This is a genomic window from Brevibacterium litoralis, from assembly GCF_040212315.1.
Lineage (GTDB): Bacteria > Actinomycetota > Actinomycetes > Actinomycetales > Brevibacteriaceae > Brevibacterium > Brevibacterium litoralis.
In genome coordinates, this window is record NZ_JBDIUY010000010.1 from 1 (window position 1) to 19,159 (window position 19,159).

The following is a 19,159-nucleotide window of genomic DNA, read 5'->3' on the forward strand; positions in this document are numbered from 1 at the left end:
CTCGATGCCGCGGGTGGAGGGTTCGTCCGTCTCCCAGGTCTCGATCCTCGCGCGCATGCCCTCGACGGGCTCGACCTTCGCCTCGGTGCCGAGGACGACGACACGATCGGCGGTGCGCAGGACCTCGGGGTCGAGCGCCTTGGGGTGGCCGGCGGACATGTCGCCGCCCACCTCCGCGATCGACTCGACCGACTGGGCGTTGAGTTTGCTGCCGGGATTCGTCCCGGCGGACAGTGCGGTCACCCCGCCCTCCGAGCGCAGGGTCGCGAGTGCCGCGGCCATCTGCGACTTGCCGCCGTTGCGCGCGCAGACGAACAGGAGGGTGGGAGCGGTGTCGGTGCGCGCGGAGTTGCCGGTGGTCATGAATGAGTCCTTTCGGAGGATCGTCAGGGCTCGGGTCGAGAGGCCGGCTCAGCGGGCCGGGACGGACGGATCACCCGGGAACAGGCGTGGACCCACCCACAGCAGGACATAGACGAATGCGACGAGGATCGGCACCTCGATGAGCGGACCGACGACACCGGCGAGGGCCTGTCCGGACGTGACCCCGAAGGTGCCGATCGCCACGGCGATCGCGAGTTCGAAGTTGTTGCCGGTGGCGGTGAATGCGACGGCGGTCGACTTCGCGTATCCCAGGCCGACCCCACGGGAGGCGAGCAGACCGACGGCGAACATGAGGACGAAGTACGCGAGCAAGGGCAGGGCGATACGGGCGACGTCCCAGGGGTTCGAGGTGATCGCCTCGCCCTGGAGAGCGAAGAGCAGGACGATGGTGAAGAGCAGGCCGTAGAGGGCCCAGGGGCCGAGCTTCGGCAGGAATCGGTCCTCGTACCAGGCGCGGCCCTTGGTCCGTTCTCCGATCAGTCGGGTGAGGAAGCCCGCGACGAGTGGGATGCCGAGGAACACGAGGACGCTCAGGACGATCGCCCAGAAGCTGAACTCGGCGCTCGTGGTGGGCAGGCCCAGCCAGCCGGGCAGGATCTGGAGGTAGAACCAGCCGAGGAAGCCGAAGGCGAGGACCTGGAAGACGGAGTTGACGGCGACGAGGACGGCCGTCGCCTCACGGTCGCCGCAGGCCAGGTCGTTCCAGATGAGGACCATGGCGATGCAACGTGCCAGTCCGACGATGATGAGCCCGGTGCGGAACTCCGGGAGATCCGGGAGCATGAGCCACGCCAGGCCGAACATGAGGGCGGGGCCCACCAGCCAGTTGAGTACGAGCGACAGGACCATGAGCCTGCGGTCCGCGGTGATGCGGCGAGTCTCGTCGTAGCGGACCTTTGCGAGCACCGGGTACATCATCACGAGTAGACCGATCGCGATGGGCAGGGAGACGGAGCCGATCTTCACGGCTTCGAGCGCGTGGTCGATACCGGGGACGAAGCGTCCCAGGGCCAGGCCCAGCAACATCGCCGCGATGATCCAGGCGGGCAGCCAGCGATCGACGAAGGACAGCTTCCCGGCGACCGGGGCCGAGGTCGGAGTGGGGGCCGTGGAAGCGGTGGCGGTCATGTGGCCTTCCTGTCGGTGGTCGTGCCGGAGGTCGGGAGGGTGCCCGCGGTGGCGAGTGTGGCGGCCACGGAGTCGAGTGCGCCCGGTACGAGTGAGAAGTACGCCCAGGTGCCGCGCTTGGTGCGGTGCAGGAACCCGGCGTCGGTGAGCAGTTTGAGGTGATGGGAGACCGTCGGCTGGCTCAGCCCCACCGGTTCCATGAGGTCGCAGACGCAGGCCTCGTGTGCCTCGGTCGCCTGGATGATCGACAGCAGCCGCAGGCGGACGGGGTGGGCCAGTGCCTTGAGGGTCGTCGCGAGGGCGTCCGCGTCCTCGGGCCCGAGGGGTACGTGCGTGAAGGGGGTGCCGCAACCGGCGGGGCCGCAGTTCGCCGGTGCGTGGCCGGCGGCCGTCCCCTGCGGAGGAGCGTCCTGGATGGTGGTCATGCATCGAGGATAATCGATATTGACGAACGTCGATACCCCGAGGATGATTCACCCCATGGAACTCATCGACCTGACTCCCCGCCTGGTCCCCCACGACCCCCTCGCGGATCTCCCCGTCGCCGTCATCGGTGCCGGTCCCATCGGCCTCACGGCCGCCGTGCACCTGCGCGAACGCGGTCTCGACGCCCTCGTCCTGGAGAAGGGGGACGAACCGGCCTCCGCTCTGCGGGAATGGGGACACGTCCGCCTCTTCTCCCCGTGGGAGCACCTGGTCGATCCGGTCGTCGAGACCGCGCTCGCCGCCACCGACTGGTCCCGCCCCACCGATTCCTACGAACCTCTCGGCTCCGAGTTCGTCCGTGACTACGTCGAGCCGCTCGCCGCCCTCCCGTCCCTCGACGGTGTGGTCCGGTACGGCACCGAGGTCCTCGCCGTCACCCGCGAGGGCAAGGACCGCACCCGTACCACCGCCCGGTCGCAGGCCCCCTTCGTCCTCCGGGTCCGGTCCGCGGACGGGCACGTCGAGGAGCTCCGCGCCCGTGCCGTCCTCGACGCCTCGGGGACCTGGGGACAGCCGGCTCCCCTCGGCTCCCACGGGCTCGACCCGCTCGGCGCCGAGGAGGTGGCCGACCGTCTGCTCCCCGGCCTGCCCGACGTCCTCGGGGTCGACCGGGACCGCGTGGCGGGCACGCACGTGACCGTCGTCGGTGCCGGTCACTCCGCGGCCAACACCCTCATCGCACTGGCCGCCCTCGCCGAGGAGGAACCGGACACCCGTGTCACCTGGCTGCTGCGGAATGCGAACGCCGCCCGGGTGAGTACCGGGGACGACGAGCTCGAAGGCCGCGGGGCCCTCGGGTCCCGGCTCGAACAGCTCGTCGCCGACGGCCGCGTCGAGGTCGTCGACTCCTTCGAGATCGCGCGCCTCGAAGACCTGCCCGGCGGGGGAGTCCGGGCACACGGGGTGCCCGGGGCAGGGCGCCTCGGTGTCGGGGAGGGCGGCGGGAGTGCCTGCTGCGGCACGGACTCCGCGGCGGACTGCGGGGACGGCGCCGGAGCCCCGGTGCACGACACGGACCTGCTCGTCGCCGCTACCGGGTTCCGCCCGGACCTGTCGATCCTGTCGGAGGTCCGCACCGCGGTCGACGAGATCGTGCAGGCCCCGGTGCGCCTGGCGCCGCTCATCGATCCGAACGAGCACTCCTGTGGCACCGTCGCACCGCACGGGTACCGGGAGCTCTCCCATCCGGAGCCGGGGCTGTACGTCGTGGGTATGAAGAGCTACGGACGGGCCCCGACCTTCCTGCTGAAGACCGGCTACGAGCAGGTCCGTTCGGTCGTCGCGTGGATCGCGGGCGACACCGAGGCGGCCGCCCATGTCGAACTGGAACTCCCCGAGACCGGCGTCTGCAACGTCGACGCCGGTGGCTGCTGCTGAAGCCCCGTCCCCCACCGTCACCGAACCGAAGGGAAACCTCCCATGACCGACCGCCCCACCGTCCTCTTCGTCTGTGTCCATAATGCCGGTCGTTCGCAGATGGCCGCGGGCTTCCTGCAGCACCTGTCCGGTGACCGGATCGACGTCCTGTCGGCCGGCAGCGAACCCAAGGACTCCGTCAATCCCGTGGCCGTCGAGGCGATGGCGGAGCTCGGGATCGACATCGCCGCCAACACCCCGAAGGTCCTCACGACCGAGGCCGTCCAGGAGTCCGACGTCGTCATCACCATGGGGTGCGGCGACGCCTGCCCGATCTTCCCCGGCAAGCGCTACGAGGACTGGGCGCTCACCGATCCCGCCGGGCAGGGCATCGAGGTCGTCCGCGGGGTGCGCGACGACATCCGCGTCCGGATCGAGACCCTGATCGGCGAACTCGCACCGGCGAGCTGACGCGAATACCGCCCCGATATGTTCCACGGCCCTCGGAATGTGCTGACATTCCGAGGGCCGTGAAACATATCGGGGCGGTGGGGTTCCGGGGCTGGGGCGGAGTCAGGCACAGCCGGGGCGGTGGGGCCTCACTCCGCCGGGGGTTCGGTGCTCCCTCCGATGTTGAACATCCAGTGGATTCCGAACCGGTCGACGACCTCACCGAAGTGGTCGCCCCAGGGAGCGGCCTCCAAGGGGATGACGACGCTGCCGCCCTCGGCCAAGCGGGGGAAGGCGGCGCTCATCGCCTCGAGGTCCTCGGGGCCGGCGTGGAGCGCGATCGTGCCGTTGGTGAAGGGGCCGCCCATCTGCTCGGCCATCCCGGGTGGGGTGTCCGAGGCCATGACGGAGAAGTCGGCGGCGAACACGAGCATCGAGTGCATGACGAGGTCGGCCTGTGAGTCGTCGGCAGCAGCGCCGAATTCGCCGTAGGAGGCCAACGACAACTCACCGCCGAGGACTTCCTGGTAGAAGGTCATCGCCTCGCGGGTGGAGCCCTCGAAGCGCAGGTACGGGGAGACACGGGGTGTCATGGACATGGCATGGAGCCTTCCGGTCGTCGACGGGCGGCCTCGCTGCCGCCTCCGGTGACCATCCTCGTCGCTGCCCGGAGAGGGGACAAGACCCTACGGTGGACGGCTCCGAGAAGTGCGTCCGAGGCGCCCTCTAGGGTGGGTGCCGGACGTGACAGAACGGTCGAGGTCGCAAGCAGGGGAGCGGGACTATGACGGATACGGGAACGACCGGGATGACCGGGGCGGACGTGACGGGTAGGGGTGAGGGTTCGGAACTCCACCAGCAGGCGCTCGGGGTCCTGCGGGACCTCACGGGGGCACCGGATGCGCAGTTCCACCCCGGCCAGTACGAGGCGATCGAGGCGCTCGTCGCCCGTCGTCGGCGTGCCCTCGTCGTCCAGCGCACGGGGTGGGGCAAGTCCGCCGTGTACTTCGTCGCCTCCCTGTTGTTGCGGCGCATGGGCCGGGGACCGTCGCTCATCGTCTCGCCGCTGCTCGCCCTCATGCGGGACCAGGTGGCCGCGGCCGCCCGGGCGGGTGTGCGTGCGGTGACCATGAACTCCTCGAACGTCACCGAGTGGGACGCGGTCGTCGACGACCTGCGCGACGGCAACGTGGACGTCCTGCTCATCTCGCCGGAACGCCTCAACAATCCGCAGTTCCGGGACCGGGTCCTCGGTCCGCTCATGCAGCAGTTGGGCATGATCGTCGTCGACGAGGCCCATTGCATCTCCGACTGGGGCCACGACTTCCGGCCGGACTACCGGCGGATCGGCGCCCTGCTCGCCACCCTGCCGGGCGACATGCCGGTCCTCGCGACCACCGCGACGGCCAACTCCCGCGTCGTCGAGGACGTGGCGGAGCAGTTGGGCCACGACACCCTCGTCATCCGCGGTCCGCTCTCGCGCAAGTCCCTGCGTCTCGGTGTCACCCCGACCACGGATCCGGGCAGCCGCATCGCCTGGTTGGTCCAGCACATCGGGGACTTCCAAGGCTCCGGCATCGTCTACACGCTCACGGTCTCCGCGGCGGAGGACGTCGCGCGGGCTCTCCGACAGGCCGGGTACGAGGTCGCTTCCTATACCGGTCGGACGGACCCGGAGGAGCGGGAGCGTCTGGAGGCCGCGCTCAAGGGCAACGAACTCAAGGCTCTCGTCGCCACCTCGGCTCTCGGAATGGGCTTCGACAAGCCGGACCTCGGGTTCGTCGTCCACCTCGGCGCTCCCTCCTCCGCCGTGGCCTACTACCAGCAGGTGGGGCGCGCCGGCCGTGGGACCGACAACGCGGACGTCCTCCTGCTGCCCGGCCCGGAGGACCCGGACATCTGGGAGTACTTCGCGACCGCCTCGATGCCGGAGGAGGACGCCGCGAAGGCGGTGCTCTCCACTCTCGACGAAGGACCGGAGGAGGCGTGGAGCATCCCGCGGTTGGAGACGGTCGTCGGGATCAAGCGGTCCAAGCTCGACCTGCTGCTCAAGACCCTCCAGGTCGACGGGGCGGTCGACCGGGTGAAGGGTGGCTTCGTGTCCACCGGACGGGGCTGGACCTACGACGCACAGCGGTACGCGAACGTCGCCCGGGCCCGGAAACAGGAGGCCGACGCGATGCTCGAGTACGAGCGGACCACCATGTGTCGCATGCGGTTCCTGGCCGAGGCACTCGACGACCCGGAGGCCACCGACTGCGGCCGATGTGACACCTGTGCGGGGGTGTGGTGGGACCAGGAGGTCTCCGAGCAGAACCGCACCGGGGCCCGGAAGTTCCTCTCGACCGTCGGTGTACCGGTCGAACCGCGCGGGTCCTGGCCCTCGGGCCTCGCGAACATCGGGGTCGACCTCAAGGGCCGGATCCCCGTCGAGGAGCGGATGGAGGAAGGGCGGGTGGTCGCCCGCTTCACCGATCTCGGGCCCGGTCAGCAACTCCGGGACTTCCTCGCCCCGGGTGCCGAGGACGCCCCGGTGCCGGCGGCGATCGGGCGGCACTGCCTGTCGGTCCTCGGGGACTGGGGTTGGGCGGAACGTCCGACCGTGGTCGTCGGGATGGCGAATCCGCGCAGGCCCGTGACGGTCCGGTCGCTCGCGGCGGAACTCGCCACGGCCGGGCGGCTGAACGACGCCGGGGACCTGCACCTCGTCCACTCGACGGGGGACCCGGACGTCAACAGTGCCTTCCGGGTCAAGGACGTCCACGACGCCTTCGCGGTCCCGTCCGAGGTGGCGCAGGCCGTCAGCGGTCAGGTCGTCCTGCTCGTCGACGACATGGTCGTCTCGCGCTGGTCGATGGCCGCCGCGGCCCGTGTGCTCCGCCGGGCGGGCGCCCGTGCGGTCCTTCCCTTCGCCCTGGCACTGCGCGCCTGATAGGTGTTCCATTGAGTGCGAGATGGCGGGTCTGGTCGGAGCCTTGGAACCGGACGTGAACGGTCCGACGTCAAGCTTCAGGGTTGGATTTCCGCCCTTGTCATCCAACGTTAAGGATTAAAGTTGGATCGCTGACCCTATCGTCCCACCCTGAGCGTCAGGTCGGGTGGAACCGTCAGAGGTCCTGGTTGAGCTGGAAGGTCGCACCCTCGGGGTCGATCACGGTGGCGATCCGGCCGAAGGGTGTGTCCATCGGGCCGTCGGCCACCCGACCGCCGAGCTCTGTGACCTTCGCGCAGGCCGCGTCGCAGTCCGGCACGGCGAAGTACGTGCGCCACAGCGACCGTTCGAACCACTGGGCGGCGTCGCACAGTCCGGCGGTGGCGGAGTCCCCGGCGCCGTTCGTGAAGTAGTGGGTGCCGTCCTCCTGGTCCCCACCGTCCTCCGGACCCATCGGGGTGGCCTCCCAGCCCAGGACGTCGCGGTAGAAGGGGAAGGCCGCGTCGAAGTCGGTGCTCATGCACTCGAACCACACGGGTGTCCCGTGGCCCTGCTCGACGGTGAAACCGTCATAGGTCTTCGCCTGCCACAGTCCCAGGTGCGCGCCGTCGGGAGCGGTCACCATCGCCATCCGGCCCAGGTCACCGACGTCCATGGCCGGGACGTCGGGGGTGATACCGGATTCGGCCGCGCGAGCCACGGTCGCGTCGAGGTCGGCGGTCTCCAGATAGGTCGACCAGGCGGCGGGCGGCGCCTCGGCACCTTCCATGCCCATGTCGTCCATCGCCGCACCGGCGTCGGCCATGGACATGAAGCCGCCCACGTCGTTGCCGCCGGAACGGATCATGTGGTAATGCCCGAATTCGGGGCCCATGTCCTCGAACTCCCAGCCCAGGAGTGCGGAGTAGAAGGCCTTGGCGGTCTCTGGGTCGTTCGAGGAGTAGTCGATCCAGATGGGTGAGCCCGACGGGCGTTCGGTGGTCATGGCGGCTCCTTCGCCTCGCGGAGGCCACCACGTGCGGGAATGCACGCGGTGGTGGTCCCCTTGACGACTACGAGAGTAGACCCGGGGTGAGCAGCCCGGAATGCCTTGGGTTCACTCGTCGGTGACCGGACTGCGCTCTCCGGTCGGTGACGACGGGTCAGTCCGCGATGATGCTCTCGGAGGACTCGGACTCGTCACGCTTGTAGACGACGCAGATGACGTGGCGGCCGGTGGCGATCTGCCATTCGGACTCGTCGAGCGGGTAGAGCGCCGCCCAGTAGTACTCGGAGAGCAGCTTGACCATGTCGAGCTGGTCGAGCTCGCCTCCGCAGAAGTCGTCGGCGATCTCGACGACCGCGTCCTCACCCGGCCAGTCGCCGTCGAGCGGTTTGGTCGCGTAGACCTCGTACTCGTGCGGCTCCGTGCAGTCGACGTAGTCGAGGGAGCTCTCGTCGTCGGAGACGTCCAGACACTCACCGGCCATCGCATAGGGCTCGGAGGTGTTGCCGCTGCCGTCGTGCTCCTCCGCGGCGTTCGAGTCGGTCGACTCGTCGGGGCTCTCGGTGGATCCCTGGCCCTCGCCCTCGCCGATCTCGGTGAGGATGTCCTCCTCCTCGGAGGTGGACGGGTCCGTGGGTTCGTCGGTGCCCGCGGGCTCCTCCGCGGTCGGCCCCGGTGTGGGCTGGGTGATCGGATGGGGTTCGTCCTCACCACCGCGGAGGACGTTGACGAGGATGATGGCACCGAGGGCGACGACCGCGATGAGGAAGAACCCACCGGCGACGACCGCAGCGATGAGGCCTCCCTTGCCCTTCTTCTCCGGCTGCTGACCGAAGGGGCCGCCCTGGGGAGGTCCTCCCTGCCCGGGGCCACCCGGCCCTCCACCGAACCCGCCGGGCGGGCCGGCTCCGGGGCCGCCTGCGCCGGGATACCCGGCGCCCATCGGTCCGGGTGGCGGGCCCTGTCCGCCGGAGTTCGGTCCCTGTCCGTACGGCCCCGCCTGCGGATTCGTCGGCGCCCAACCCTGTGAGCCGGGCTGCTGAGGGCCGGGTGCCCCCGGGTTGCCCGGGGCCTGCGGGTACGGAGGGTTCGGCCCCTGCGGGTTATGCCCGTAGGGGTTCTGAGGATTCGGCGGGCCGTACTGGTTGCCGTTCATGGCCCCACCCTAGGGACCGCTGTCCCCACCCCGCCAGGGTGGGGAACCCCCGTATGGCCGGACTGTGACATCTCCGCCGGGGCGAGGTCGGCGTACGACCGGCGCACGGCGAGCATCGCGGGTATGACTTCCCCTCCGATGATCATCGGATCGATCCCCGGGACAAGTCCCTCGGTTCCCACGTGATCCGGTGCCTGGCGGCCCACGGGGTCACCACGGTCCTCGGGATCCCCGGCACCCACAACATCGAGTTCTACCGCGGGCTCGGCGCCCACGGGATCCGCCACGTGGCACCCCGGCACGAACAGGGCGGGGTCTACGCGGCCGATGCGATGGCCCGCGCGACGGGACGAACGGGTGTCGTCCTCACGACCTCCGGGCCGGGCCTGACGAATGCGCTCACCGGACTGGCGAACGCCCACGGCGACTCCCTGCCGGTCCTCGTGATCTCCCCGGGCATGCCCCGCGGGGCCGAACGGCGTGACACCGGTGACCTCCACGAGACCCGGGACCAACGGGCCCGTCCTGGTCCACGTCCCCGCCGAGGTGGCCGCGTCCTGGTGAGCCAGGTCACGCAAGGAGAGCCTCAACTGGCTGAGGTTTTCCTGTGCATACTGGCCGACGACCGAGAGCGGTCGTAGCGTTGGCCCTGATCGGCGATCCCGTCGATCAGGGCCACATGACCGGATACGTTGCACAGAACTCGCATGCCTCCGTCGCCCGGCGGGGGACACCGAAGGAGTAGGTATGGAATACACCGTTCCCGGACTCACCACCGACACCGGCCGCAAGGTCACCGAGATCCTGCAGGACCGCCTGGGCGTCCTCAACGATCTGCACCTCACGCTCAAGCACGCGCACTGGAACGTCGTGGGCCCCACCTTCATCGGTGTCCACGAGATGCTCGATCCGCAGATCGAGCTCGTGCGCGGATACGCCGATGAGGTCGCCGAGCGCATCGCGACGCTCGGTGGGTCCCCGGTCGGCGTGCCCGGACGTACCGCCTACACCCGTCCGTGGGACGAGTACACGCTGGACAAGGGGAAGACGGTCGACCACATCGCCGCGCTCGACGGCGTGTACACCGGCCTGATCTCCTCCCAGCGCACCGCGATCGAGGAGGTGGGCGACCTCGATCCCATCACCGAGGACATGCTCATCGCCCAGTCCGCAGAACTCGAGAAGTTCCAGTGGTTCCTCCGGGCACACCTCGACGGCTGAGTTGTACGCCGCCCGAGCCCCGGCACCTCGCCGCTGCTCACGGCTGAGTTCTACGCCGCCCGAGCCCCGGCACCCCGCCGCTGCTCACGGCTGAGTTCTACGCCGCCCGAGCGCTGACACGTGGTTGGGCCCCGACACCGAGCACGGTGTCGGGGCCCAACCACGTATCTGTCGGCGTTGCTGTCAGTAATGGCCGGGCGGATCACTGCTGGGGAAGGACTCGTCGCCCCACTCGTCGGCCAGGGCGTCGTCGTGGTCGTGCTCGGCCTGCTCCTCGGAATCCCGTTCCGAGTCGTCGTCCGGGGTGTCGGCCGCGTCATCGCCGGCGGACGCGAAGAGTGCGTCCGCGAGGGATTGTCCGTCCGGCCCGGTGAGTGGCTGGGTGTCGTTCGCGCCGGACGCCGGTTCCTCCACCGGATCCGCGTCGCAGGGGGTGTCGGGTGTGAGTGAGTCGGTCATGGCGCCCTCCTGAGGGTCTGCGAACCGTTCGTACATCCACGCTACGCCGCACCACCTGGCCCGACAAGGGTTCCTGTTCTCCTGTCAGGGGTACTCCATGCGGTGTTCACAGGACTCTGCGAAAAATTCTTCTCCCTCGCGGAATAGATCGACGCGACGCTTAGTTGAGTCGAGTACACGCAAGTTTGGTGAGTGTGGCTTTGACACGCTCCGGACCCGTCCGCAGACTTGAGTCGGAATCACTCAGGGACCGTCCGGACCCGACCGCGGTGGACACCGCCGGTAGCCGGAGGAACCGCAAACCGTAGGAGGAAACTCATGGCACGTGCAGTGGGCATCGACCTGGGCACCACGAACTCCGTCGTCGCCGTCCTCGAGGGTGGCGACCCCAAGGTCATCGCGAACGCCGAGGGTGGCCGCACCACCCCGTCGGTCGTCGCGGTCAACAAGAACGGTGACTCGCTCGTCGGCGAGATCGCCAAGCGTCAGGCGGTCACGAACCCCAAGAACACCGTGGCCTCCGTGAAGCGCCACATGGGCACGGACTGGTCGACGGAGCTCGGTGACAAGACGCTCACCGCCCCGGAGATCTCCGCCCGCATCCTGCAGAAGCTCAAGCACGACGCCGAGGAGTACCTGCAGGAGGAGGTGACCGACGCGGTCATCACCGTCCCGGCCTACTTCAACGACGCCGAGCGTCAGGCCACCAAGGACGCCGGTCAGATCTCCGGCCTCAACGTCCTGCGCATCATCAACGAGCCCACCGCGGCCGCCCTGGCCTACGGCCTGGAGCGCGGCAAGGAGGACGAGCTCATCCTCGTCTTCGACCTCGGTGGCGGTACCTTCGACGTCTCCCTCCTGGAGGTCGGCAAGGACGAGGACGACTTCTCCACCATCCAGGTGCGCGCCACCTCCGGCGACAACCGCCTGGGCGGCGACGACTGGGATCAGCGGATCGTCGACTGGCTCATCGGTGAGGTCAAGAACGGCTACGGCGTGGACCTGTCCAAGGACACCACCGCCCTCCAGCGCCTCAAGGAGGCCGCGGAGCAGGCCAAGAAGGAGCTGTCCTCGGCCTCGAGCACGAACATCTCCCTCCAGTACCTGTCGATGAGCGACAACGGCCCGATCCACCTGGACGAGTCGCTCACCCGCGCCAAGTTCGAGGACCTCACCAAGGACCTCCTCGAGCGCACCAAGAAGCCCTTCGAGAACGTCATGGCCGACGCCGGCGTGAAGATCGACGAGATCGACCACGTCGTCCTCGTCGGTGGTTCGACCCGCATGCCCGCCGTCTCGGAGATCGTCAAGAAGCTCACCGGCGGCAAGGAGCCCAACAAGGGTGTCAACCCGGACGAGGTCGTCGCTCTCGGCGCCGCCGTCCAGGCCGGTGTCCTCAAGGGTGAGCGCAAGGACGTGCTGCTCATCGACGTGACCCCGCTGTCGCTGGGTCTGGAGACCAAGGGTGGCGTGATGACCAAGCTCATCGAGCGCAACACCCCGATCCCCACCAAGAAGTCCGAGACCTTCACGACCGCCGAGGACAACCAGTCCACGGTGTCGATCCAGGTTTTCCAGGGCGAGCGTGAGTTCACCCGCGACAACAAGCTCCTGGGCACCTTCGACCTCACCGGCATCGCCCCGGCTCCCCGTGGCATGCCGCAGATCGAGGTGGCCTTCGACATCGACGCGAACGGCATCGTCCACGTGTCCGCCAAGGACAAGGCGACCGACAAGGAGCAGTCGATGACCATCACGGGTGGCTCGTCCATCCCGCAGGAGGACATCGACCGCATGGTGCGCGAGGCCGAGGAGCACGCCGACGAGGACAAGAAGCGTCGCGAGGCCGCGGACAACCGAAACACCGCCGAGAACATGGCGTACTCCGTCGAGAAGCTCCTCGAGGAGAACGACGAGAAGCTGGACGAGGAGGTCAAGTCCACGGTCAAGGCCGACGTCGAGGCCGTCAAGGAGGCCCTGAAGGGCGAGGACGACGACGCCGTGAAGACCGCGATGGACGCCCTGTCCCAGTCGCAGCTCAAGATCGGCGAGGCCCTCTACGCCCAGCAGGACGCCGCGGGTGCCGCTGCGGGTGCCGAGGCCGGCGCCGAGTCGGCGGACGCCGATGACGACGTCATCGACGCCGAGGTCGTGGACGAGGACGAGGACAAGAAGTGACGTCCGGCGACCAGGACCCGAACCTGCCCGACGAGAACGAGGACGTCCCGCAGGACACCTCCGCCGCCGAGGCGCCCGCCGATTCCCAGCCGGACGCGGACTCCGCGTCCGCGCAGGAGGACCAGGGCGCCTCGGGCGCGGGGGAGTCCGCGGAGGCCGACGCCTCCGACCTCGGCGTCGAGATTCCCGAGGACGCCTCGGAACTCGACGGGATGACCGAGGAGGAGAAGGAGGCCGACCGGAAGACGGCCGCCGGGTACCTGGCTGACCTGCAGCGGATCAACGCGGAGTACGCCGCGTACCGGATGCGGGCCCAGCGGGAGCAGGAGCGGGCCAAGGAGTCGGGCATCGTCAAGGTGGTCGAGTCGCTGGTCCCCGTCCTCGACGAGGTGAAGCTCGCCCGCGACAACGGTGACGTCACCGGTCCCTTCGAGACCCACGTGGCGAAGCTGGAGTCGGCGCTCGAGAAGCTGGGTGTGACCCAGTACGGCGAGCCCGGCGACGAGTTCGACCCCAACCTCCACGAGGCGCTCATGCAGCAGCCGAACGAGGAGGTGGAGACCACCACGGTCTTCATGGTGATGCAGCCCGGCTACAAGGTCGGTGACCGCGTCGTCCGTGCCGCCCGCGTGGGTGTGCACGCCCCGGCGGAGTGACCGTCGGCTGACCGCTTCCGGCCGGTCGGGATCCTGCCCGGCCGGCCGGAAGCGTTCCGGCGCACGACGCGTCGGAGAACCCACATCCCACATCAGCCCCGGTGTGGGGATCGTCCGTTCGGAGGAACCGACCCTTCGAGGAAGGAGGCGCACGGTGAATACCGGTCCGCAGCAGGAATGGTTCGACAAGGACTACTACAAGGTGCTCGGCGTCTCCGAGGACGCCACCGAGACCGAGATCAAGAAGGCCTACCGCAAGCTCGCCCGCAAGTATCACCCCGATCAGAACCCCGGTGACGAGGTCGCCGAGTCGAAGTTCAAGGAGGTCGGTGCGGCCCACCACGTGCTCGCCGACCCGGAGACGCGCGAACAGTACGACCAGGTGCGGAAGATGGGCAGCGGCGCCCGCTTCACGGCCGGCGGTCCCGGCGGCGGCGCAGGTGGATTCGAGGACGTCTTCTCCGGTCTGTTCACCGGCGGTGGCGGCCGCCCGCGTCCCGGTGCCGGTGGGTACGGGGACGTGCCCCCGGACCTCGCCGACCTGCTCGGTGGTTTCGGCGGCATGGGTGGTGGCAGCCCCTACGGCGGCGGTTTCTCGACCGGCCCGCAGAAGGGCGGCGACATCAAGGCCTCGACCACGCTGTCCTTCACGGAGGCCGCGAGGGGCGCGACCGTCAAGCTCACGATGCCCGGCGGCAAGCCCGTCTCGGTCCGCACCCCGGCGGGTGTGACCGACGGGCAGAAGATCCGCCTGCGGGGCAAGGGCAAGGACGGAGTACGCGGTGGTGAGAAGGGCGACCTCATCCTCACGGTGAAGGTGTCCGGCCACCCGGTGTTCTCCCGGGACGGCGACAACCTGCGCGTTGAACTGCCCGTCACCTTCGCCGAGGCCGCTCTCGGCGCCGAGGTGCGGGTCCCCACCCTCGACGGGCAGCCCGTGACGATGAAGATCCCCGCGGGCACGCCTTCGGGTCGCGTCCTACGTCTGCGCGGACGGGGGATCGAGACGAAGAAGGGCACCGGCGACCTGCTCGTCACGGTGGAGATCTCCGTGCCGAAGAACCTGTCCGAGGAGGCCGTCGCCGCCGTCGAGGCGTTCCGTGACGCCACCACGGCCGAGGACCCGCGGGCGGAGCTGTACAGTCGGGCGAAGGACAGCTGACACCTGGAGGTGAGCCGCCATGGACATCGCACCGGGCAAGGCCGTCTACGTCATCTCCGTGGCCGCCGAACTGGCCGGGATGCACCCGCAGACCCTGCGCCAGTACGACCGGATGGGACTCGTGTCGCCGCAGCGGACCTCGGGCCGCGGGCGGCGCTACTCCGCCGCCGACATCGAGCGCCTGCGCCTCGTCCAACGCCTGTCGAAGGACGAGGGCGTGAACCTCGCGGGCATCAAACAGATCCTCGACCTGCGGACCGAGCTCGAGGACCTGCGGAACCGGGCCGAGCAGCTCTCCGGCCAACTCGACTCCGTGCGTGCCCGGCTGCAACAGGCGACGGGTGGCCGGGTCTTCGCCGCCGGTTCCACCGGTGACGTCGTCTCGATCGTCCACGGGCAACGTCCCGAGGCGGGCCGCCCCGTGCCCCCGCCGCGGCTGGGTCTGCCCGCCCCGGTGCCCGGTCGACGGGCGCCTCGGGCGCGGGAGGCCCGCAATGCGAAGGGCGAGATGGTCGTCTACCGCGGGCGCTGAGGAGTTGCGGGTCCGCGCTCGTTCAGGCGCCGCGGGCGTGGCCGATCCGCCACGACCCGTGGCCGTTCCGTGTCCGAGGCGTTCCCTAGGATGGTCCTGCAACGTCCGCCCTCACCCGGGAGTCAGCCATGAAACCGCAGGTCATTCCGTCCCGTCCTCGATTCCGTACCGCTCTTCTCGGGTCCGTGCTCGCCGCCGGGCTCGTCCTCGCCGGTTGCTCGTCCCCGGGTGGTGGGGACCAGGGTGGGGAGAACGGTTCCGGTGAGGGTGGCTCGACCGTCGAACCGGCCGGCCCCGTCGGCGTCGCGACGATCGACCCGGAGCAGGTGATCGTCTCGCAGACCTACGAGAAGCCCGGCACCGAGCAGTCGATGACCATCGACGTCCTGTCCCTCGAGGTCGAGGAGGGCGGTCAGCTCATGACACTGCGTCTGGCGCTCACCCCGCAGGACGGGGACATCGGGGACTCCGACGAGATCTCGGGATACGAGATGGAATCGATGGTCGGAGTCTCGAACTTCGAGGGGGCCGTCAAGCTCATCGACCGGTCGAACCTCAAGCAGTACTCCGTGGTCCGTGGTGATCCGGGGCCCATGTCGACCGAGCTGTACAACATCGACGGGGTGAACGGCGAGACCTTCATCTGGTGGGGCACCTTCGCCGCACCGGCCGACGAGATCGGCTCGCTCGACCTGCACATCTCCGACGATCTGCCGGATTTCACCGACGTCCCGATCACTTGGTGATCACGATGGGACGCACACATATCCATCCGGGCATCCGCGCGCAAGCACGTGCCCTCGGCGGGCGGTCCGGCCGGCGGTTCGCCCCCGCTCTCGCAGCGATCACTCTCGCCCCCGTCCTCGCGACCGCGACGGTGGCGGGTCCGGCAGCGGCTCAGGTGGGTGAGGACGGGGACCTGGGTCTGCCGGGCGAACCCCCGGCCACCCTCCCGTCGGCCTCCTCCGAGGTGATCACGGAGTCCGTCGAGGCATGGTCGGACGAGGACCTCGCGGATTCCGTCGAACAGTGGGTCGGCGAGGACGTCAAGGACTCCGTGGAGGGGTGGACCGGTGGCGACATCGACGACTCCGTCGGGGAGTTCGTCGAGCAGTCCGAGATCGAGGGCCGCACCACCCTGTCCCTGTCGACGGACATCCTGTTCGAGACCGGCAGCTGGGAGGTCGCCGCCGAGTCGGAGGACGGTATCGCGACCGCCGTCGAGGACATCCCGGACGGTGCGACCGTCGAGGTCAACGGACACACGGACTCCCGCCCCGTCCGCGGGGGCGGCAGCAACCAGGAACTCTCCGAGAAGCGCGCGGAGGCCGTCGCCGAGGTGATCGCCGAGGCCCGCCCCGACCTCACCCTGGAGACCGCCGGGTTCGCCGATTCCGAACCGAAGGTCGACGAGGACCCGGAGGACCCGGACACCTACGCGCAGAACCGCCGAGTCGAGATCGTCTACGACAGCTGAGTCCGCGGTCGGGACACGTCGAAGGCCCTGCCCGCACCCCGCGGGGGGAGGGGGCGGGACCTTCGACGTGTGCCGGTGGCGTCGGTCAGAGCCAGGCGGGGGGGGTGGGCAGGGCCCTCGACGTGTGCCGGTGGCGTCGGTCAGAGCCAGGCGGGGGGGGTGGGCAGGGCCTTCGACGTGTGCCGGTGGCGTCGGTCAGAGCCAGGCGGGCGGGGTGGGCAGGCCGGACGGCTCGTCGAGGGAACCCGGCCAGCCGCGTCCGGACAGGTGGGCGAAGACGGCACCCGCGGGGCCTTCGACCGTGTCCGTCGCCGGGGTGTCCACGTCCGCGGAGCCCGTCCGCAGGTGCCAGACACCGACCTCGGGGCGGTCGGTCAGGGTGATGTCGTAGGCGACGGTCTCGTCCCGGCGGTCCCATTCGCCGGCGATGTCGGTGAGCATGCGGTCGAGGACCTCCGTCGGGAAATCGAGTGCGGACATGCCGATACCGAGGTCGAGACTGTGCACCCAGGCCTCGCGGCCCCGCATCCACGGGATCCACTCGGCGGTGATGGGGCCGCGGTGTGTGCGCAGCGGTCGGTTCCACGCCTCCTCGGTCATGGTCGCGAGTTCCTCGGTGATCTCCTCGACGATCTCGTCGGACATGGCGATCGCGTCTCGGGCGGAGGTGTGGGAGTGCGCCTCTTCGATCTGCGCGTCGCGCCATTCACGGGAGGGGTACATGGGGTTCTCGACGCCGGTCTTCGCCCAATCGATGAGGCGCAGCATGGCCTCGCCGTTGAACAGCATGTGGAGGACCAGGTGTTTGCGACTCCAGCCGGGCAGAGGAGAGGCCTGCTCGACCGCAGCGGGGGACAACTGCCCGAGCGCCTGGAGGTAGAAGGTCTCGCCCAGCAGGCGCAGGCCGAGATCGCGTTCGAGGTCGGATGTTCCGGCGTTCGTCGTGTCCATGGTCACCACTCTAGGTCGGTGGGCCCGCCCGTGTCCGCGCGGGGTGTGTCCGGGCCGGGTGTGTCCGAGCCCACCACGTGCACGGGAAGTAGTCCCGGCGCCGGTTGTTCTACATGACGTAGAAATCATCCTCCTGAAGCGAGGCGAGGCACATGTCCACCACCACCCTGCACCCGGCGCCTGTCGTGCGGGTCGTGGGGAGAGGTGCGGGAACCGCGAAGTCCGTACCGCGGCCGTCGGTGATCGTGCCGATCCGGTGTGAGGACTGAGGGGGTCGACTGGTGAAACAGGACCACTACAAGTCCTGCACGATGGTCGAGGGCGGAGTCCACTTCACGTGTCTGGACTGCCGCGCGGAGTTCGACCCGCGCGACATCGCACGGTCCTACGACCTGGGTTGATCAGTTCTGCGGGCGGCGGGTGAGGACGACGATCGTCGCGCCCACGGCCAGGAGAGCCGCACCGGCGCCGAGGCTCAGCAGGTCGCCGCCGGTGCTCGGCAGGTCGCCGGACTCGGCGGCGAGATCGACCTCGGCCGGGTCGACCTCGGCGGCACCGGCATTCCCGGTCTCCGGCTGATCGCCGGTCACCCGGAAGTCCGCCGTGAGCACCTGTGCGCCGGTGGCGTCGGTCACCACGACGTCCCAGGTGCCGATGAAGTGGTCCGAGTTCTCGCGCTGTTCGGGGAACACCCGGGAGGAGAACACACCGTCCGCGTCCGCGGTGTACGTGTACTCGAAGCCGCCCAGTCCCTCGGTGACCCCGTCACCGGGTGAGACCGTGAGCGTGTACTCGGCGCCGGGTTCCAGGCCGGTCGCGCGGATGAGGACGACACCGCCGCGCACGAACTCCTCGGCGGATCGGGTTCCCGGTGTCACCGTGATCTCGGCGTCTGTGGCCTGCTCGGCCGGGACCGGTGCAGGGTCCTCGTCGACGGGCTCGGCATCCGCAGGAGTCGAGGGGCGCGAAGGGACGGGGTCCGCTTCCGTCGGCCCGTCGGACACGTCCGGCGATCCGGTGGGGTTCGGAGCGGGTGTGCCCGTGTCGGTGGGCCCCGGGGTCGCCGGTTCCGTGGTCGGAGTACCGGTGGGGCCGTCCGTCGGAGAGGTCGGCGTCCCCGATTCCGTCGGTGAGGGGGTCGGCGCCTCCGTGGGAGCGGTCGTGGGCTCTTCGGTGCCGGGCGTTTCCGTCGCGGGCCCGGTGGGTGTGCCGGTCGGGTCCTCGGTGGGCGCCGTCGGTGCGGCGGTCGGCCCGTCCGTCAGTTCCGGACCGGTGACCGGTGTGCTCTGCGTGGGCTCCGGTTCGATGGTCGGGCCCGTGGTGGTGGCGAGGACGGGCGCAGCTCCGAGACCCAGGGCGACCAGTGTCGCCGCAGGTGCGAGTACGAAGGTGCGTGTCCTCATGTCCGCCTCCTCCTGGAGTCGTCGACCGTCGGTCGTGGATCCGGAACACATCGTTGTGCCCGGGGTCACGATTCTACGTGGCGCAGGCCGTCCACGTCGTGCAGCCACGCGGGTCATTTGCCGTCATGTCGCCCCGACCCCGGCCTCCCGCCCCGATTTCGTTCACGGCCCTCGATATGTCGGCACATATCGGGGGCCGTGAACGAAATCGGGGCGGTGGGGCCCCCGGGGTGGGGTGGGAAA

Annotated in this window: 20 protein-coding genes; 11 read left to right on the forward strand and 9 right to left on the reverse strand. The window is 69.5% G+C overall.

What is annotated here, in order from left to right:
- From AAD496_RS02140 to AAD496_RS02150, 3 genes are all read right to left on the reverse strand, one after another.
- Window positions 1–363, reverse strand: a 363-nt coding sequence (locus AAD496_RS02140) for an arsenate-mycothiol transferase ArsC (protein ID WP_349826988.1), incomplete at its 3' end; no start/stop codon positions are given.
- A 48-nt stretch (window positions 364–411) separates the two neighbouring features.
- Complete coding sequence (gene arsB, locus AAD496_RS02145; protein ID WP_349826989.1) at window positions 412–1,512, reverse strand: ACR3 family arsenite efflux transporter; 1,101 nt, start codon at window positions 1,510–1,512, stop codon at window positions 412–414.
- Window positions 1,509–1,937: an ArsR/SmtB family transcription factor gene (locus AAD496_RS02150; protein WP_349826990.1), complete on the reverse strand. Its 429-nt coding sequence runs from the start codon at window positions 1,935–1,937 to the stop codon at window positions 1,509–1,511. Before AAD496_RS02150 ends, arsB begins: the two co-directional genes overlap by 4 nt.
- 55 nt (window positions 1,938–1,992) lie before the next feature.
- Between AAD496_RS02150 and AAD496_RS02155 the strand changes: the two genes are divergently transcribed.
- Together AAD496_RS02155 and AAD496_RS02160 are read left to right on the forward strand one after the other, a co-directional pair.
- Window positions 1,993–3,375: an FAD-dependent oxidoreductase gene (locus tag AAD496_RS02155; RefSeq protein ID WP_349826991.1), complete on the forward strand. Its 1,383-nt coding sequence runs from the start codon at window positions 1,993–1,995 to the stop codon at window positions 3,373–3,375.
- A 42-nt stretch (window positions 3,376–3,417) separates the two neighbouring features.
- Window positions 3,418–3,825: an arsenate reductase ArsC gene (locus AAD496_RS02160; protein WP_349826992.1), complete on the forward strand. Its 408-nt coding sequence runs from the start codon at window positions 3,418–3,420 to the stop codon at window positions 3,823–3,825.
- A 128-nt stretch (window positions 3,826–3,953) separates the two neighbouring features.
- Here AAD496_RS02160 and AAD496_RS02165 read toward each other — a convergent pair whose 3' ends face one another.
- Window positions 3,954–4,403, reverse strand: coding sequence for a VOC family protein (locus AAD496_RS02165; protein ID WP_349826993.1), 450 nt, complete (start codon window positions 4,401–4,403; stop codon window positions 3,954–3,956).
- 185 nt (window positions 4,404–4,588) lie between these two features.
- Here AAD496_RS02165 and AAD496_RS02170 point away from each other — a divergent pair, with 185 nt between their 5' ends.
- Window positions 4,589–6,736, forward strand: a complete 2,148-nt coding sequence (locus AAD496_RS02170) for a RecQ family ATP-dependent DNA helicase (protein ID WP_349826994.1) — start codon at window positions 4,589–4,591, stop codon at window positions 6,734–6,736.
- 175 nt (window positions 6,737–6,911) lie between these two features.
- On the opposite strand, the gene AAD496_RS02175 is transcribed toward AAD496_RS02170, so the two are convergent.
- Both AAD496_RS02175 and AAD496_RS02180 read right to left on the reverse strand, forming a co-directional pair.
- Entirely contained in the window at window positions 6,912–7,721 is an 810-nt protein-coding gene (locus AAD496_RS02175) for a VOC family protein (protein WP_349826995.1), read from the reverse strand.
- A gap of 157 nt (window positions 7,722–7,878) precedes the next feature.
- Window positions 7,879–8,877: a hypothetical protein gene (locus AAD496_RS02180; protein ID WP_349826996.1), complete on the reverse strand. Its 999-nt coding sequence runs from the start codon at window positions 8,875–8,877 to the stop codon at window positions 7,879–7,881.
- Between the two features lie 182 nt (window positions 8,878–9,059).
- On the opposite strand from AAD496_RS02180, the gene AAD496_RS02185 reads away from it, so the two are divergent.
- Together AAD496_RS02185 and AAD496_RS02190 are read left to right on the forward strand one after the other, a co-directional pair.
- A complete protein-coding gene (locus AAD496_RS02185; RefSeq protein WP_349826997.1) occupies window positions 9,060–9,518 on the forward strand; it encodes a thiamine pyrophosphate-binding protein in 459 nt (152 codons plus the stop codon).
- A 106-nt stretch (window positions 9,519–9,624) separates the two neighbouring features.
- Window positions 9,625–10,098 carry a Dps family protein gene (locus AAD496_RS02190; RefSeq protein ID WP_349826998.1) on the forward strand — a complete coding sequence of 158 codons (474 nt, stop codon included), beginning with the start codon at window positions 9,625–9,627 and terminating at the stop codon, window positions 10,096–10,098.
- Window positions 10,099–10,281: 183 nt separating this feature from the next.
- Here AAD496_RS02190 and AAD496_RS02195 read toward each other — a convergent pair whose 3' ends face one another.
- A complete protein-coding gene (locus AAD496_RS02195) occupies window positions 10,282–10,557 on the reverse strand; it encodes a hypothetical protein (RefSeq protein ID WP_349826999.1) in 276 nt (91 codons plus the stop codon).
- A 318-nt stretch (window positions 10,558–10,875) separates the two neighbouring features.
- Here AAD496_RS02195 and dnaK point away from each other — a divergent pair, with 318 nt between their 5' ends.
- The 6 genes from dnaK (at window position 10,876) to AAD496_RS02225 (ending at window position 16,562) form a co-directional block, all read left to right on the forward strand.
- On the forward strand, window positions 10,876–12,735 hold the full coding sequence (gene dnaK, locus AAD496_RS02200) for a molecular chaperone DnaK (protein ID WP_349827000.1): 1,860 nt from the start codon (window positions 10,876–10,878) through the stop codon (window positions 12,733–12,735).
- Window positions 12,732–13,391: a nucleotide exchange factor GrpE gene (locus AAD496_RS02205; protein WP_349827001.1), complete on the forward strand. Its 660-nt coding sequence runs from the start codon at window positions 12,732–12,734 to the stop codon at window positions 13,389–13,391. Before dnaK ends, AAD496_RS02205 begins: the two co-directional genes overlap by 4 nt.
- A gap of 154 nt (window positions 13,392–13,545) precedes the next feature.
- Window positions 13,546–14,553, forward strand: coding sequence for a DnaJ C-terminal domain-containing protein (locus AAD496_RS02210; RefSeq protein ID WP_349827002.1), 1,008 nt, complete (start codon window positions 13,546–13,548; stop codon window positions 14,551–14,553).
- A 19-nt stretch (window positions 14,554–14,572) separates the two neighbouring features.
- The gene (locus AAD496_RS02215) at window positions 14,573–15,085 is read left to right on the forward strand and encodes a heat shock protein transcriptional repressor HspR (RefSeq protein WP_349827003.1); all 513 of its coding nucleotides are present in this window, start codon (window positions 14,573–14,575) and stop codon (window positions 15,083–15,085) included.
- A gap of 128 nt (window positions 15,086–15,213) precedes the next feature.
- Window positions 15,214–15,831 carry a hypothetical protein gene (locus tag AAD496_RS02220; protein ID WP_349827004.1) on the forward strand — a complete coding sequence of 206 codons (618 nt, stop codon included), beginning with the start codon at window positions 15,214–15,216 and terminating at the stop codon, window positions 15,829–15,831.
- A 5-nt stretch (window positions 15,832–15,836) separates the two neighbouring features.
- A complete protein-coding gene (locus AAD496_RS02225) occupies window positions 15,837–16,562 on the forward strand; it encodes an OmpA family protein (RefSeq protein WP_349827005.1) in 726 nt (241 codons plus the stop codon).
- 195 nt (window positions 16,563–16,757) lie between these two features.
- Here the strand turns inward: AAD496_RS02225 and AAD496_RS02230 are convergent, their stop codons facing one another.
- Together AAD496_RS02230 and AAD496_RS02235 are read right to left on the reverse strand one after the other, a co-directional pair.
- The gene (locus AAD496_RS02230) at window positions 16,758–17,513 is read right to left on the reverse strand and encodes a maleylpyruvate isomerase family mycothiol-dependent enzyme (RefSeq protein ID WP_349827006.1); all 756 of its coding nucleotides are present in this window, start codon (window positions 17,511–17,513) and stop codon (window positions 16,758–16,760) included.
- Between the two features lie 401 nt (window positions 17,514–17,914).
- Window positions 17,915–18,916 (reverse strand): hypothetical protein, encoded by a 1,002-nt coding sequence (locus AAD496_RS02235; RefSeq protein ID WP_349827007.1) that lies wholly within the window; start codon window positions 18,914–18,916, stop codon window positions 17,915–17,917.
- Between the last annotated feature and the right edge of the window lie 243 nt (window positions 18,917–19,159).